The organism is Chloroflexota bacterium (assembly GCA_020161265.1).
Taxonomy (GTDB): domain Bacteria; phylum Chloroflexota; class Chloroflexia; order Chloroflexales; family Herpetosiphonaceae; genus Herpetosiphon.
On record JAIUOC010000006.1, the window covers coordinates 206,988 to 223,365 of the forward strand.

A 16,378-nucleotide genomic window follows, 5' to 3' on the forward strand; every position below is an offset into this window, starting at 1 on the left:
GCAGAATAGGAATCTCGATGCAATGTCCAGATTGTGACGCGACCCTCACCAATGCGGCTGGCAATTGTGCCAATTGTGGCGCAATGATCGACGAACAAGCCTTGCAGATTGTGGTTGCGCCACCTGGTTCTCAGCCACTGACTGCCAAGCAAGCCTGGCAATTCTTTTTGGTTGGCTTAGTGCCTTGGTCAATAATGCTCATTGTTTGTTGGTGGTTTTTCAGCTCATATGGCTGGTTGTATTGGCTGATGATCGGGATTTTTGGGTTCTATCTAGTGGCTAAAATTGGCCGATTAAGCTTTGATCTTTGGCGAAGTAAACGCGAAAAGTAAGTTCTAGCATGTGAGAACGATGGAGCAGGGTTATGTATTGTCCAAATTGTTATATCAAATTCCCATCAGGTGAAACCCGCTGCCCTAAATGTGGTGGGCCTGGTGTACCAAGAAACACTCAATCGCAGCAAGCTAAGGTAGGTTTAGCTCAGCGTAATGCTGTGCCCCTAAACGGCAAACAACGTTGGAATTTTTTTCTGAGCAGCCTTTTTGGGTTATTACTGCTTGTAATACCAAGTATTATTATTTTTGGTATTCTTTTACCAATGCAATTTAATTGGTTAGTATTTGGATTAGGTATCAGCATTATAATTATTGGTATTTATAAAATTCCTAGTTTACATGAATTAATTGACGGAAATTCCTATATTAAGTCAGCTCAAATCATTAGGGTTGAGCGTGTTCAAAATAGCAGAGTTTACTACTTTGGTTTCTTTAAAGATCTTGGCTGTGTGACAATTGATGCTGAGATGTTTGATAACGCTAAGTTAGGAGCAATATATCAGATACAGTATAGCCCAAGAAGTAAAATCATTTGGAGTATGAAAATTGAAGATGAAAAACCTGATAACATGATTTCTGATATAAAACCAAATGATCAGGAAAATACAAGTAATAAACAAAGAAAAATGACATTTATTCAGCGAAAAGAATTATTATTTACACTGATGAAACATAGTATTCTTGTTTCTTTGTACCCAATATATGTTATTTTTAATCCAAATTTAGAGTTATCTGATTTGAATGTATTTATAATTATTATATATATCTTTATTTTTTATAATCTAGGAATCATTGTTCTTGCTCTATTAGATTTAATTTCGAATACGAATGAGCTTGATAATGATCGATTGATTCGGGTGGAATTTACCTATGGCCGAAGAGGGAAACGTTTTTATGCAATATTTGAAGGAAATAATCGCCTGAATATTAATGAGCAACAGTATATAGATCTAATTGAAAATCAAATATATCAAATTACGTATAGTCGCTGGACTAGAACGTTATGGGAGGCACAATTACTCGATTCTTAAACCTAAATTATTGGCTAAGCTAATTATTGATGCGATGAGCGAAGGAGTAAAATGATGAATTGCCCAAATTGTTATACCAAAATTCCCGATAATCAAGCTACGTGTGAACGCTGTGGCTGGCCAGATTTAGCCGAAAAAACTGAATTAAAGCCTGCAACGCTTCGTTCAAAGCAGGCTCCAAGCATGGCAATGACTGGCAAACAACGCTGGTATCATTTTGTTAAAGCCTTGTTTCCATTATTATTTGCCTTAGTGCCAATTATTGGAATCTTTACGCTTGTTTCACCCAAAAATTTTACCTTGATTCCATTGTTGATCGTTATCGGTTTGATTGTTGCGGCTACATATTTTAATAAACATTTACATGATCTTGTCTATGGGGTTGTGTATGTTGAATCGGACCAATTACTCAAAGTAGATCGGTTTCATGGTCATAAAGGAAGCATCATCTATATGGCTTTTTTTAAGCGTCTTGGTGATTTTCAAGTTGATCAAGAAATATATAATACTGTTGAATTGTCATCATTCTATCGAATAATGTATAGCCCAAAAAGTAAAAAGCTTTGGAAGGTCAAACTTGAATCGAATCAAGCGACTATTGATCAGTTAACCAATGAAGAATCAGCAAGTCATACGCCATTAACAAACTTGTCAAAACCATTTGAATTATCGAATAGTCAACGTAAAGAAATTATATGGTCAATTATAAATTTTGTGATTTTTGTAATATTAATCTATCTATTTTTAGGTAATTCTATAAAAAGATTATTATGGAATTTTGATAATGCATTTGTAGGTGTTATAATATCTTTTGTGTTTCTATTTATATTCCTGAATTTGGTTAAAGAAGTAATATTTAAAATTATCGATTTGATTACAGGAAAGATTGAATCTGTGATTGATACATTTATCGGTTTTGATACGAGACGTAGTATTCCTGGGGTTGAATACACGGCGAAATTTCAACAACTTGGCAACGTATCAGTTAAGCAACAGCACTATCTTGAAATGGTCAAAGGTGAGAAGTATCAAATATTCTACAGTCGTTGGAGTAAGCGGGTTTGGGATGTGCAAAAAATTAACGAGAAATCGGCCTAAAAAACTAAAACCGCCACTCAACTGAGCGGCGGCTTGCGCCAAACTAGCGTCCAGGTAAGGGATCATCCATGGGGACGAGGCGTTGGCGTAGGGCATAAATCGCGGCTTGGGTACGATCCGCCAAGTGCAATTTCGACAAAATGTTGCTGACGTGGGTTTTGACGGTTTTTTCACTGATAATCAGTGAATCAGCGATTTCACGGTTGGAATGGCCACGGGCGATCAAGCGCAACACATCCATTTCGCGCTCGGTTAGGGCTTCAGCATCGGGGTCGTTGTTGCGTGGTGCAGAGAATTCTTGCATCAATTTGGCGGCAACTTCGGGATGCAACACCGCCTCGCCGCGTTTGGCGGAACGCACGGCCCGCGCTAATTCCAGCGGACTAACATCTTTTAATAGGTAAGATATTGCCCCTGCCTTGATTGCCGGAAAGACTTTTTCATCGTCAGAGAACGAAGTGAGGACAATCACTTGAGTGGTGGGGCTGACGGCCTTGACGCGGCGGGTGGCTTCTACCCCGTCGATTTCAGGCATCACCAAATCCATAATCACCACGTCGGGCAACAGTTGCTTAATCTGGCCAACTGCCTCAACCGGCATTCCCGAATCGCCGACAACTTCAATATCATCTTGGAGTTCGAGAAAATCGCGCAAGCCTTGGCGAACAACCAAATGATCATCGACTAAAAAAACGCTAATACTTTCCATAAGAACCTCATTGTGAGTGAATCGCGCTCTATTGATTGTACACGCAATCGGCAAATGAACGCCAACTGCTCACCACTTTTTCACTTCCAAGCGGCCAAAGCTGTGATATGCTCAATACACGTTTGAGAGATCTCGGCCTAGTTTTGAAGGAATGTCCATGAATCGAACACGTTTCGCAATTATTGGTTTGGTGGTGTTGCTGTTGGCGGCGCTTGGTGCTAGCGGTTGGCTCTGGTTTGAACGCGGCACAATTATCTCGCGCGATGCTACTACCCAAGCTGAATTTGGCAAATTGAAAGATCAAATTACTGCTGCTGATGAGGTGCAAGATAAAAACCGTCAGTTGCAAGACCAAGTGAATGATTTACAAGAGCGTTTGAATAATCCGCCAACCAGCATTGCTGAGCCAACTAGCCCAGCGCTTGAGCCAACGCCTGAAGCTGGCCCAACTCCAACGGTTGATCCGACTGCCCCGACCCCGACAGGCCCAGGTGGCGTGGAGCCGCCAGCGCAAATTGTTGAAGTAATGAAGCAAATAGAGCAAGAAGTGATCGCGCTACGAGGTTTGCCAGAAGAACGCCCAGTCACGCGGCGCATGCTCACTCGCGATGAATTGCGCAATTATATTGTCAAAGAGATGGAGACCGAAAATACCCCCGCAGATTTCCGTCATGAAACTAGCCAATTGTGGATGCTTGGCTTAGCCGAAAAAGATATTGATTTGCAGCAATTGTATATCGATTTGCAAACTGAACAAATCGGCGGCTTTTATGATCCCGAAACTGATACCTTTTATATTATTGCTGAAAATAGTGAATTTCCACCAGCAGATCAAATTACCTATGCCCATGAATTCAATCATAACTTGCAAGATCAATTGATTAACTTGCAAGATGGCCTGAAAGTTGGCGAATTTGATGCTGATCGATCATTGGCCTTTCGTTCGTTGGTTGAAGGCGATGCGACTAAATTAATGAGTGATTGGCTGCAAAACGATCTTGTGCCGCGCATGTCGCCTGCCGAGTTGCAAGAATTATTGCGAACCTTGCAAGAACAACAAGATAGCAGCAGCATTCTTGATCAAGTGCCTGGTGTGTTGCGCGATGGGCTAGTCTTTCCTTATGAAGATGGCCTAGCTTTTGCTGAAGCAGTTTATGCCGAAGGTGGTTGGGATGCAGTGACCAAGGCGTTGCAAGACCCACCAACCTCGACCGAACAAATTTTACACCCTGAAAAATATTTGAGTGCTACCCGCGATAACCCAACCCTGCCCGATCAATTTGATCTGTTGCCAGTGCTCGGTGCTGATTGGACAACCGCTATGACCAATACAGTTGGCGAGTTTGACGTTAAATCGTTGCTCGAATATACCGCGACTGCTGGCGATATGGACGCTGCGGCAGCAGGAATTGGCGGCGGTCGCATGACCCTGTATGAACACAGCAGCGATTTCACGCCTGTGTTGCAATGGACATTGCGCTGGGATAGCGCCGCCGATGGCGATGAATTTTTGAGCTTATTCAATGGCACGCTTAACCCAAATGGCGATTTATTGATTCGGGCTGGAGATCCAAACCGAAGCGATGATGATGTCCATGTTGGGGTTAAAGGCAGTGGCCAAGAATTTGTGATTATTTTTAGCGCGAACCAAGATTTGGTGCGCAATGCGCTGAATGCCTTGCCATAAGATTAATCAACTTGCTTGATCAACGCCCTGTTCGACTTCGGTTGAGCAGGGCTTTTTATATTTAGAACGTATACATTCTTGAGCAAGTTTGTGTTTTAGCTGGATCACCACCCCTCCGCCCCGCCTCAAGGCGGGGAACGCAGGGTGTTTTCATCCCCCTGCACCCCCTAAAGGGCAATTTGTGAATTGTCGTCGTAAGAGAGATCGACCAAGAATAACTGGGTTTACTGCTGATTAGGTTTAAGTCGATGGCTAGCGCTAAGCTGCGAGACAATGCTATAATCCTTGCGACTGCCCATCGTTTTTGCAGTGGAATTTCGGAGGAGCTATGTCACGGCTCAATCATGAGACAAATGAATGGCATTGCAAAGTCGTGCTGTTTGGTCCACCTACCCGCAATGCAGTGAAACTAGCCGCCCAATTGGTTACAGCGATTCCATTGGCTGAACGCGAAGTAACGTGGGATACCCCGCCAGCCGAAGAACCAACCCTCGTAGCTCGCTACCGTCCTGCAAATGCTGCCCTTGGCGATATTAAGCCAGTTTATATGCTACATACTTTGCGTTCGGCTGGATCGACTGCCGCTGATCGTCAGCATGTATTGCATAATACCGATGGCGTGATTTTGCTGCTTGATTTGGAAAGCGAAGATCAATCGATTTTTGCCGAACGCGAACTCGAACGCTTTTTGAGCACCTATGGCAAAACGATCGCTTCGATGCCCGTCATTTTGCTGGGCGCTAGCCCGCTTGATGATGGCCAGCAGGCCCGTTTGAATGCCAATAGTCTCTCGTATTTTGCAGCTGAAAATGCGACAACCTTGCAACGGGCTTTGCATACGCTCACCAGTGGCCTCGAAGAAGATTCGGGCTTGGCAGGAATTGGCTTTGACCTTGATGACTTTGATAGCGACGGCAGTGCCGTCGATCTCGATGATATAGAGTTTGATGATTTACATGCCTACGACGACGACGATCTCAAATAGAATGACGTTGCGCCCAGCAACCCTCGCTGATCGCGAGCCGATTGTAGCTTGGTGCAACACCCTCTGGAATGGTCAGCCCGATTATATTGGCGATGTTTGGGAATATTGGTTGCCGCAAGGCCATTTGTATGTTGGCGAGATGGCAGGTTGGCAAGTGCCAGTCGTGGTATTGCGCCTGCGAGTGCTCTCGCCAACTCAGGCTTGGTTTGGTGGACTACGCATTCATCCTGAGCTCCAAGGCCAAGGTTTGGGTCGCGAATTGATCGACTATTCAATTGCTTGGGCCAAAAGTTGGAGCGCAGCTACGCTTGGCTATATGACCGAGCAGAGTAATCAGCGCATGCATTCGATGGCCGAAAAACTCAATTTTGCCAACGTAGGCTTTATTGAGTGGTACAAATTGAATGATCTGCCTGCTGCTCAAGCCGAAATTTCGCACGACCCAAGTTTGGTTGATCTGAGCCAAGCGTCGAATTTGCAGGAGCAAGCGGGGCGCTATGTCTATCAGTGGACGGTGCGCAATCTCGATCAAGCTGAGCTTGAACGCTGTGCCGAGCGCCAAGAATTGTATGTGCTGGCGGATGGCAGTGGCTGGATGATTTGCGAACATGATGGCTTTATTGCCCAAATTGAGGGTGATTTGGCCGCCCAAACGCAGCTTTTGGCTCATGCTCGCACCCTGCCCGAATGCGGAAATTTATTAACTCCAATTTGGCGAGGCAGTCGGCAGGCTCAATTAATCACCCAACTCAACTGGCATAATACCAACGAAGCCTATAGTTTGTTTGAATTAAGCCTAACCTGATGCACAAATAGCCCATCAGCATCGTGTATAATCAATCAGGCTATTGGCTCTAGGCTCTAGGCTTTTGTGTCCATAGCTTGCAAAAGATAATCAATCACCGACTTATTATTTGGTGGCTATAGCCTATAGCCTTATGCCTATAGCCTTTTTACTGAGGTTTCCTAAATGAAAGGTTCAGAGCTACGGCAGCGTTTCTTAGACTACTTTGCGCGGCAAGGGCACGCCGTCGTGCCAAGTAGCTCGCTGATTCCTGCCGATAATCCCACCCTGTTGTTTACAGTGGCTGGGATGGTTCAGTTTAACGATGTCTTTTTAGGTCGCGAAAGCCGTCCCTACAGCCGCGCAGTTTCATCGCAAAAATGTTTGCGCATCTCTGGCAAGCAAAACGACCTTGAAAATGTCGGGCCATCGCCCCGTCACCACACCTTTTTTGAGATGCTGGGCAATTTTTCGTTTGGCGATTATTTCAAAAAAGATGCCATCCGCTTTGCCTGGGAGTTTCTGACCCAAGAAATTGGGCTTGATCCCAAACGTATGTGGGTCAGTATTTACGAAGGCGATGAGCAAATTCCTGCCGATGAAGAAGCTCATGATTTATGGCTGGCCTATATGCCTGCCGAGCGGATTCTGCGCTTCGATGCTAAAGATAATTTGTGGTCGGCAGGTGATGTTGGGCCACGCGGGCCATGCTCGGAAATTCATTATTACATTGGCGATGATCCTGATAACCAAGTGCCTGAAGGTGTTAACTCTGAAGACGACACCTATATGGAAATTTGGAACTTGGTGTTTATGCAATACAACCGTGATGAAAACGGTGTATTAACGCTGCTCCCTAAGCCATCAATCGACACCGGCATGAGCCTCGAACGCTTGGCAATTGTCAAGCAAGGCGTGTTTCGCTCGTATGAAACCGACTTGTTCACGCCAATTATCCACACGGTGATGGAATTACTGGGTAGCAGTAGCGAACATTATCAAGCCAATAGCTCGGCCTATCACGTTGTCGCCGACCATAGCCGCTCGATCGCTTTTATGATTGCCGATGGCTTGCGGCCTGGTAACGAAGGTCGTTCGTATGTGTTGCGGCGATTGGTGCGGCGGGCGGCCTATTTTGGCCAAACCATCGGCTTCAAAGCGCCGTTTTTGGCCGAAACGATCGCAACAGTGATCGATATGATGGGCGCTGCTTACCCTGAGTTGCGCAGCAAACAAGCCTATATTGCCGAGGTTGTGACAGGCGAAGAAGAACGTTTCAACAAAACCTTGGCTGGTGGTTTGCGCCAACTCGAAGCGATGTTGCCCAATCAAGCTGACAAAGCCGTTTTCAGTGGCGCTGATGCCTTCAAACTCTACGATACCTATGGCTTTCCGCTCGACTTGACCGAACGAATCGTGGCCGAACGTGGTTTGACGGTTGATTTGGCGGGCTATGAGGCTGAACTTGAGGCTCAACGCGCTCGTGGCCGTGGTGCTGCCCAATTCAAAAAAGGCGCAGTGACTGAACGCTGGGCTGAGCGTAATTTGGCTCCAACCAGCTTTACTGGCTACAACGAGCTGGAAAGCTGGGGCCATGTCTTGGCGCTCGAATTCGATGGCGAGGAGCTTGGCACGGTTCAACGTGGTCAAGAAGTGGCCTTTGTGCTTGATCGCACGCCCTGCTATGCCGAAAGCGGCGGCCAAATGGGCGATAGTGGCGTGTTGGTCGGGCCGCATGGTACCATCGTGATTGACGATGTGCAAAAGCCCGTACCTGGTGTATTTGTCCATCGTGGCAAGGTCAGCGAAGGCAGCGTGAGCCTTGGCGAGCAAGTCACCGTGACGGTTGATGCAGCACGTCGCCGCGATATTGTGCGCAATCATACAGCGACCCACTTGCTGCATCGAGCCTTGCGCGATACGCTTGGCGATCACGCTGAGCAAAAAGGCTCGTTGGTTGCGCCCGAACGCTTGCGTTTCGACTTCAACAACCAAAAAGGCTTGAGCAGCGAACAACTCCAGCAAATTGAAGATCAAGTCAATGCCTGGATTCGCGCTGATAGCAAGGTTGAGGCTGCCGAAATGGCCTTGCCGCAAGCCCGCGAATTGGGCGCAATGGCCTTGTTTGGCGAAAAATATGGCGATGTGGTGCGGGTGGTCACCGTTGGCTGTGGCAATGCAAGTGATCACATCCATACCAACAGCGAAGCGCCAGTTTGCTCACGCGAGCTTTGCGGTGGCGTTCACGTTGCCCGCACAGGCGAAATTGGCTTCTTCAAAATCGTCAGCGAAGGCTCGGTTGCCTCAGGTGTGCGGCGGATCGAGGCGGTAACTGGCCGCGCTGCTGCTGAATGGGTCAGCCAACAAGCTCAATTGATTCGCACGCTCGGCGATAAACTGGGTGCACAACCAGGCAAAGTCGAAGAAAAACTCGATGCCCTGTTGCTCGACCAAAAAGCTCGCCGTGACGAAATCGAACGCTTGCGCGGCGAACTTGCTGCTGGTCAGGTTGATAGTTTGCTCGCCCAAAAAATTGAGCAAGCTGGCACGCCATTGGTGGTTGCCCGCGTTGAAGCCAGCGATGCTGATAGCTTCCGCCGTTTGGGCGAACAACTACGCGATAAACTTGGCAGTGGCGTGGTGATTCTCGGCACGGTGATCGATGGTAAGCCTTTGCTGCTAGCCGCTGCAACCGCCGATCAAGTCAAAGCTGGTCGGCATGCTGGCAATTTAGTCAAAGCCTTGGCGGCCAAAGTTGGCGGTGGCGGTGGCGGTCGCGCCGATTTTGCCCAAGCTGGCGGTCGCGATGTGGCTGCGCTTGATCAAGCCTTAGCCGAAGCCAGCGGTTTGCTGTAACTGGAACTTCACCCATAGCCCCCTCTCCCGCACGCGAGGCGAGGGGGAACCAGTTTGCAATGGTAGGTTTTAATCATGGTCTGTTTCGAACCACGGAATCGGTGGATGTGAGACATTCCCGAATTGTCCTTGAGGGGGTGCAGGGGGATTAAAGCCCCCTGCGTTTCCCGCCTTGAGGCGGGACGGAAGGGTGGTGATCACCGATTTTTGATGATCACCATACTATTGGTTAAAACCTATCCTTGAAAGGAATGGGCTAAGGGTGATGGTTCACTCATAGCTCACCCCAATCGCCCAATGAGGGACCAAACTGTGGTGTTGCCCTCATCAGGATAAGATCGTTGTACAATATTGCCGATCCTGCCAACACCACAGCATCCGATGTGTGTTCATTCTGAAAGCTTTGGGGGCAACCCAATGACAACTGGCAAAACTGAACTGATCACGATTGCCCTTGCTGACCCAATTGATAGCATTATTCAGCAAGTGCGCAATGCCAAAGCAGAGCATGTTGATATTTTCATGCCCGAAGGCTCGATTTCGTTACAAAGCCGTAAAACCTGTGATCGCTTGCGCGAAACTGCCAATCGCGAGGGCATTGAGTTAACGCTTTATACCAGTGATCCCAAGGTGGTGAAAGCGGCTTTGACCTGCCAGATGATGGTGGTTGAAATTGAGTCAGCCGTTGTTTCAACCAAAGCACCTGCTGCTCCGCCAGCTCCAGCTAAACCAGTTGCGCCAGCTAGCCCCGAAGAAGATTTTTTGGCTTCGCTGGAAGGGTTGCCCTCTGCTTCAACCACCGATCGGTTGCAAACCAGCCCCAGCATTAGCAAACCGATCCCAACGGCAGCACCCAGCCAACCAGCTCGCAGTGAAATCGACGATTGGGCTGATGCCCTCGATAGCCTTTCGGTGGCTTCGACTGCTGGCGAAACTGGCTTGCGTCAGCATGAACAAGCGCGTGGTAACGATAGCTGGGATTTTGATTCATTCAACGATCTTTCTGATGCGCTGAGTGGCGATACTGCCAGCGCTGCGCCAGCCCGCCCACGGATTCGCCCCGAAGATATTGAATTAACCAGCGATGATATGCATCGCCAAGATGCCAAAGCTCGCCGCGCCCGAGCTGAGCAAAAACGCGCTGACGAAAAAGCTGAACTCAAACAACAAACCGCGCCCAAACGCAATTATCCCTTGTGGGGCATGGTTATTTTGGGGGCGATTGCGATTATCGCGTTGTTATGGCTGCTGTTTGGCAATAAATTGGCTAGCGGCGTAACCGTGGTGGTGCGGCCAGCTCCAACCTCGGGCGGCCAAACCTACGAAGATGTGCGGCTCAACTATCAAGCCGACCCAATTAGCGAGCCAAGCTCGGCGGCGATTCAAGGGCGCTTGATCAACGTGCCAATTTCGGTGAGCGTGCGTGGTACGGTAATTACGGCGACCGAACAACCTGATCAAGCAGCAACTGGCATCCTCGAAGTTTATAACCGCAACACGCAGGCCTACCCAATTCCTGCCAATACGCGGGTACGAGTGCTCAACTCGGCTGGCGAAGAAATTATCTTTTTGACCCAAGCCGAAACGACGATTCCAGCCGCTACAGGCAATTTTGCCGGAATTGTCAGCGGGGTTGGTTCGTTGCAAATTGTGGCCAGTGCTGGTGGTACGCGCTACAACATGCCTGCTAGCCAAGATCCGGTTTGGACGATTGAAGGCTATGAAGGCGCGCTCTTTTCGATCAATCCTGAGCCAATTCAAGGTGGTACAACTGCGCTGCTGAAATTGCCAGTCGAAAGTGATTGGATGCCCTTGTTGCCCCAAGCTGTTGCTCAATTTCGCAGTGCGATTCCTGCTCAAATGCAAACCGTGCTGCAAGAAGGCGAAGTCTTGGCTGATGTTGAATTTTTGCCGAATGTCGATGCCTTGACTCAAGACCCTTCGCTTTACGATATTCAAACCCGACCCGTGCCCGAAACCGATGGCGGCTTTGAGTTGGTCGTGACGGCGAATTTCCAAGGCTTGGCGGTGCGTGGCAGTTTTGCCGAGCAGTTGAATCGGGCTTTGCCGAATGCCTTGCGGATCAAAGACCCATCATTCAGCACTGACACCACTAGCATTGTGCGCAGCCAAGTGCGCTTGGATGATTCAGGCGCTAGTTTGTTGCTGGCAACGGTCGAAGTTGCTCCCAAAACCGCAGTTGGCCTGCCCGATAGCACCAAACTGAAAATCGCCGAGAGCATCAAAGGCCTAACCCCAGCCGAAGCCTTGGCGCAGTTGGAAGCCTTACGCGAAAGCGGCTTGATTGGTGATATTGTGTCAGTTCCCGAAGTCGAGCGCTTGCCCGTCGATCCAGCCGAAATTAATGTTCAGGTGCAGGAATGAGTGATCGTCCAACCCATGGCCGAATCATCGCTTTGGATGTTGGCAACAAACGGATCGGGGTGGCTATGTGCGACCCCGACCGAATTATCGCCAGCGGCCAGCCAACCCTTCCAGCACAGCCAACCGATAAAGCCTATGCTCAGCTTTTGCAAATGATTGCTGATAACGAGGTCGTTGAGGTGGTGATTGGCTTGCCTTTGACCTTGCGTGGCGAGGTTGGGGCGCAGGCCAAAGCGGTGCAAGCCTTCAGTCGTGGGCTGGAAAAACGCACCAAAATTCCGATTACCTTGTATGATGAGCGCTTTACCAGCGTTGAGGCTGAGCGTTCGCTCGAAGCCATGGGCATCAAAAAAAGCAAACATCGTGATCATGTCGATGAATTAGCCGCTATTTTGATTCTGCAAGATTATATGAGTTCAATCGCGCCGCCCCGCCCACGCTACCACGACCCCGACCACGAAGATTGGGATTAACTACAAAGCCCTGTTGATTTTCAACAGGGCTTGTTTGATTTAGGGTTGTTTGAGCCAGCGAATGCCTAAACTTTCAATTGAACACTCGCCACTGCATTGCTCACCACTGAGGCAATCATGCCAGGTGCCTTGGAGCTTGATGCTTTGGGCTTGCTCGCCATGGTTGAACCACAACACGCCATCGGTCAACTCGATGCGTTCGATTTCGCTGGGCAAGCGTTGGGCAGCGGGCCAGAGCCGTGGCAACAGATCGCCCAAAATTTCTTCGGTGGGATAGCAACCCATCAACACCGCTAGGCCTTTGCCATAAGTCGCGGCGGTGATTGCAGCCTGACCCTTAGCATAACTCTTGCTCCAGGTTGCTAAGGTGTTGGCATGGGTCACATTCAGCACTTCCATCCAAAGTGGTGCGGTGTGGCTCGTCTCGCCAAATTGTACCGCCCATGGCTTGGCTGGGTCGAGGGCACTCCACTCGGCGACATCAGCTCCAAATAAATCGGTCAAGCCACTGGGGAAGCCATCAGGAGCAGTGCGATTGTCGCGGCGTTTGGTTAAACTGCGTGGCGTGCAGATCAACGTGCCGCCTGCCTGAACCCACTCGCGCCAGCCCGCAGTTTCGGCAGGGTTATCAAGCATTGGGGCGACAGCAATCGCTAGTTGATAGGCATCGAGTGGCGTGCCACGCTGGACAATATCAACCCCAACCCCATAGCTGGTAAGCGTGCGATGGATTGTGCGCAGCAATTGCCAATAATTCCAGCCTTGAGCATGGGGATCGAGTTGTTGCGCCCAATGATCGTCGTAGGAAACCAGCAAGGCAACCTTGCGCGGCGCAGCTTCGGGCTGGCCATGCTGCTGCCATTCATTGGCAACAATCCGGGCTTCGGTGCTGCCACGCGCTGGCCGATTGGCATGATCGCGCAGGCCGCTATGATATTGCTCTTGGCCCAACCAACATGCCCGCCAACGAAAATACAGCACATTAGCTGCGCCATGGGCAGCATCTTGATAGCTCCACAGCCGCACTTGGTTGGGTGGCACTGGCGGATTGGTGGGAGTCCAGTTGATTTGGCCTGGCTGTTGCTCCATCACCCAAAATGGCTGACGCTTGAGGCCGCGAATATGGTCGTGATACATCGCCACCGTTTGCCAATCGGGAAAGCCATGCGGGTAATTATCCCAAGCAATTGTATCGACTTGCTGCGCCATATCAAACCAATTAATCTCATCGTCGCCAGGTGCAATGTTGGTTAAAATCGTGCGATTTGGTGAGTGCTGGCGCAAAATTTCTGCCTGCATCGCACAATATGCCACCTGCTGATCCGAGGCAAAGCGGCGATAATCGAGCACCAACGAGGGATTATGACCGCCGCCAACTGGTACATTTGGCAAAGGAATTTGCTGCCAATCGCTGTAGGTTTGGCTCCAAAAGGCCGTGCCCCATGCTTGATTGAGGCTTGCTAAATCGCCGTAGCGTTGGCTCAGCCATTGGCGAAAAGCCGCAGCGCAATGATCGCAGTAGCACCGCGCCGAGCCATGATTGCCAATTTCGTTATCGATTTGCCAAGCGGCAATCGCCGGATGCTGACCATAGCGTTCGGCCATGGCCGTGACGATCTGGCGGCTATATTCGATGTACTGCGGATTGACCAAACAAGCTTGGCGACGACCACCATGGCCTAAACGCCGACCTTGGGCATCGATCCGCATTAAATCGGGCTGGTTATGGGTTAGCCAAGCGGGCGGGGTGGCGGTGGGCGTGCCAAGCACAATGTTCAAGCCTTGACTCGCCAATGTTTCAATTGCTTGGTCGAGCCATGCCCAATCATACTGACCAGCGGCTGGCTCCATCAAAGCCCAAGCAAACTCGCCAATCCGCACATACTCCAAGCCCAAGGCCTGCATCTGTTTGGCATCATCGGCCCACCACGTTTGGGGCCAATGCTCAGGATAATAACAAACACCTAATGGCATAGAAACCTCTTTTGAAAGGATGAAGGATGAGGGATGAAGGATGAAGCCAAAATGCAAGAGATTGAGTTGTAACCACGAAGAGCACGAAGGACACTAAGTTTTGCGCAATCGGTTACTACCATTTTGTTGCAATTTAGGCATTTAACAAATCTAAAATTCGTGTTCTTCGCGGTTAAATTTCATCCTTCATCCCTCATCCTTCATAATTTATCCTTTGACTGCGCCTGCGAGTGCGCCGGAGATGAATTGGCGCTGGAAGGCGATAAAGATCATCATAATTGGTAGGGTGGTGAGCGCTGTGCCCATCATCAATTGGCCATAATCAATAATTGATAAGCCAACGAGGGCGTTGATCCGCACGGGCAGGGTTTCCATGGCTTTGTCGCGCATAATAATCAACGGCCAGAAGAAGCTGTTCCATTGAAACATAAACGAATAAATTGCCAAGGCTGCAAGGGTTGGGCGCATAGTTGGCAGCGCCACGCTGGTGAAAACCCGCCACTCGCCAGCGCCATCAATTCGCGCCGCATCAAGCAGATCATCAGGCAAGGCTTGCATGCTTTGGCGCATCAAGAAGATGCCAAACGGATTGGCCAGCGCCGGCAAAATCACCGCTTGATAGCTGCTGATCCAGGTTGGATCGCCAAAGAGCGTGATTTTGGCCATGAGTTGAAACAGTGGCACGGCGGTGACATGATAGGGAATCATCAAGACTAACAAAAACATGCCAAATAAGATTGAGCGCCCGCGAAAGCGGAATTTGGCAAAGGCATAACCCGCCAGCGAAGCGATAAAGACGCTGAGGCTAGCATAAACCACCGCAATAAAGGCCGAATTGAATAGCGAACGCCCAAAGCCATTGTCAAACAGGCCTTGAATATTCGACCAAGCAGCGCTGCCAAACCACAAATGTGGTGGAAAGCGCAGCACTTCGCTTGAGGGCTGCGAGGCTTGGACAAACATGTAGTAGAAGGGGAATAGTGATAAAAATGCCCCAACGACTAATAAAAGGTAGATCGCGCCACGCTGGAAGCGGCTCACAAAGGGCTTGGGCACAAGTTCATCGGAAAGCTTGGTTTTTGCCATCGCTTAATCCTCCCCGCGCTGGGCGATGCGAAATTGTAAAAGCGAAAAGACGGCGATGATCAAGACCATGGCATAGGCAATTGCCGAAGCGTAATTAAACTCGGCATTTTGGAAGGCCGTGCGATAGAGCAAGGTGGCCATGCTGAGGGTTTCGTTGGATGGCCCGCTGCGGGTCAGCAGATATGGCTCATCGAAAATTTGCAACGTGCCAATGGTTGAAAGCACCGTAGTCAGCAAAATGGTGGGGCGCATCATCGGCACGGTAATCGCCCAGAATTTGGCCCATGCGCCTGCGCCATCAAGCTCTGCCGCCTCGTACAACTCGGTTGGGATACTCTGCAAACTGGCGAGATAAATCACCATGTTATAGCCCGTCCAGCGCCACGTAATTGCCATAACCAGCGAGAATTTAGCGGGCCAAGCATTGGTAAGCCAGGGCACTGACTGCACGCCCAAGCCATTGAGCACATAGTTGATCAAGCCTTTTTCATCATTCAGCAGCAGCCGAAAGATCAAGGCCACGGCAAATAAGGCCGTGATTGCTGGCAGAAAATAGATTAAGCGAAAGGCTGTGCGAAATTTGAGCACCGCGCTATTGAGCAACACCGCCAAGACCATTGCGAGGCCAAGTTGCAGTGGCACTTGAAATACCAGCAAAAACACCGTGTTGATCAGCGCTTTACGAAACACCGTGTCGCCGAACAAGCGCCGATAGTTATCGAGGCTGAAGCCGCTGTTGGGGTTGAGTTGGCTCTCAAAGCTCAATTGCAACGAGGCAATAATTGGGTAGAGCATAAAGATGCCAAAAATCAACAATGCTGGTAGCAAAAACATGTACGGGGTTAGTCGCCGTCGCCATTGGTAGCGGCGCTCTGCTGGTGTAAGTAGCTGCGACCCCATAGAACCCTCCTAGGCAAAGGCTATTAATTCAAACTCCCCTCTCCCGTATGGCGGGAGAGGGGTTGGGGGTGAGGG

At 49.3% G+C, this 16,378-nt stretch carries 13 protein-coding genes; 9 read left to right on the plus strand and 4 right to left on the minus strand.

Annotated elements, in window-relative coordinates; translation table 11 throughout:
- The first annotated feature begins 17 nt into the window (after window positions 1-17).
- From LCH85_15115 to LCH85_15125, 3 genes are read left to right on the plus strand one after another with little or no spacing between them, the layout of a single operon-like run.
- Complete coding sequence (locus tag LCH85_15115) at window positions 18-332, plus strand: hypothetical protein (GenBank protein ID MCA0353323.1); 315 nt, start codon at window positions 18-20, stop codon at window positions 330-332.
- Window positions 333-364: 32 nt separating this feature from the next.
- Complete coding sequence (locus LCH85_15120; GenBank protein ID MCA0353324.1) at window positions 365-1,366, plus strand: hypothetical protein; 1,002 nt, start codon at window positions 365-367, stop codon at window positions 1,364-1,366.
- 51 nt (window positions 1,367-1,417) lie between these two features.
- Window positions 1,418-2,464, plus strand: a complete 1,047-nt coding sequence (locus LCH85_15125; protein MCA0353325.1) for a hypothetical protein — start codon at window positions 1,418-1,420, stop codon at window positions 2,462-2,464.
- Window positions 2,465-2,507: 43 nt separating this feature from the next.
- On the opposite strand, the gene LCH85_15130 is transcribed toward LCH85_15125, so the two are convergent.
- A complete protein-coding gene (locus LCH85_15130) occupies window positions 2,508-3,173 on the minus strand; it encodes a response regulator transcription factor (protein ID MCA0353326.1) in 666 nt (221 codons plus the stop codon).
- A gap of 157 nt (window positions 3,174-3,330) precedes the next feature.
- On the opposite strand from LCH85_15130, the gene LCH85_15135 reads away from it, so the two are divergent.
- The 6 genes from LCH85_15135 (at window position 3,331) to ruvX (ending at window position 12,343) form a co-directional block, all read left to right on the plus strand.
- Window positions 3,331-4,860, plus strand: coding sequence for a hypothetical protein (locus LCH85_15135; protein MCA0353327.1), 1,530 nt, complete (start codon window positions 3,331-3,333; stop codon window positions 4,858-4,860).
- A 328-nt stretch (window positions 4,861-5,188) separates the two neighbouring features.
- A complete protein-coding gene (locus LCH85_15140; GenBank protein MCA0353328.1) occupies window positions 5,189-5,845 on the plus strand; it encodes a hypothetical protein in 657 nt (218 codons plus the stop codon).
- Window position 5,846: 1 nt separating this feature from the next.
- On the plus strand, window positions 5,847-6,650 hold the full coding sequence (locus LCH85_15145; GenBank protein ID MCA0353329.1) for a GNAT family N-acetyltransferase: 804 nt from the start codon (window positions 5,847-5,849) through the stop codon (window positions 6,648-6,650).
- A 165-nt stretch (window positions 6,651-6,815) separates the two neighbouring features.
- A complete protein-coding gene (gene alaS / locus LCH85_15150; protein MCA0353330.1) occupies window positions 6,816-9,485 on the plus strand; it encodes an alanine--tRNA ligase in 2,670 nt (889 codons plus the stop codon).
- 417 nt (window positions 9,486-9,902) lie between these two features.
- On the plus strand, window positions 9,903-11,870 hold the full coding sequence (locus tag LCH85_15155) for a hypothetical protein (GenBank protein ID MCA0353331.1): 1,968 nt from the start codon (window positions 9,903-9,905) through the stop codon (window positions 11,868-11,870).
- A complete protein-coding gene (gene ruvX / locus LCH85_15160) occupies window positions 11,867-12,343 on the plus strand; it encodes a Holliday junction resolvase RuvX (protein MCA0353332.1) in 477 nt (158 codons plus the stop codon). The genes LCH85_15155 and ruvX overlap by 4 nt, the downstream gene beginning before the upstream one ends.
- A 39-nt stretch (window positions 12,344-12,382) precedes the next feature.
- Here ruvX and LCH85_15165 read toward each other — a convergent pair whose 3' ends face one another.
- The 3 genes from LCH85_15165 to LCH85_15175 all read right to left on the minus strand — a co-directional run bounded on the left by LCH85_15165 (window position 12,383) and on the right by LCH85_15175 (window position 16,303).
- Entirely contained in the window at window positions 12,383-14,317 is a 1,935-nt protein-coding gene (locus LCH85_15165) for a beta-galactosidase (GenBank protein ID MCA0353333.1), read from the minus strand.
- A gap of 207 nt (window positions 14,318-14,524) precedes the next feature.
- Window positions 14,525-15,403 (minus strand): carbohydrate ABC transporter permease, encoded by an 879-nt coding sequence (locus LCH85_15170; protein MCA0353334.1) that lies wholly within the window; start codon window positions 15,401-15,403, stop codon window positions 14,525-14,527.
- Window positions 15,404-15,406: 3 nt separating this feature from the next.
- On the minus strand, window positions 15,407-16,303 hold the full coding sequence (locus tag LCH85_15175; GenBank protein ID MCA0353335.1) for a sugar ABC transporter permease: 897 nt from the start codon (window positions 16,301-16,303) through the stop codon (window positions 15,407-15,409).
- Window positions 16,304-16,378: the final 75 nt, after the last annotated feature.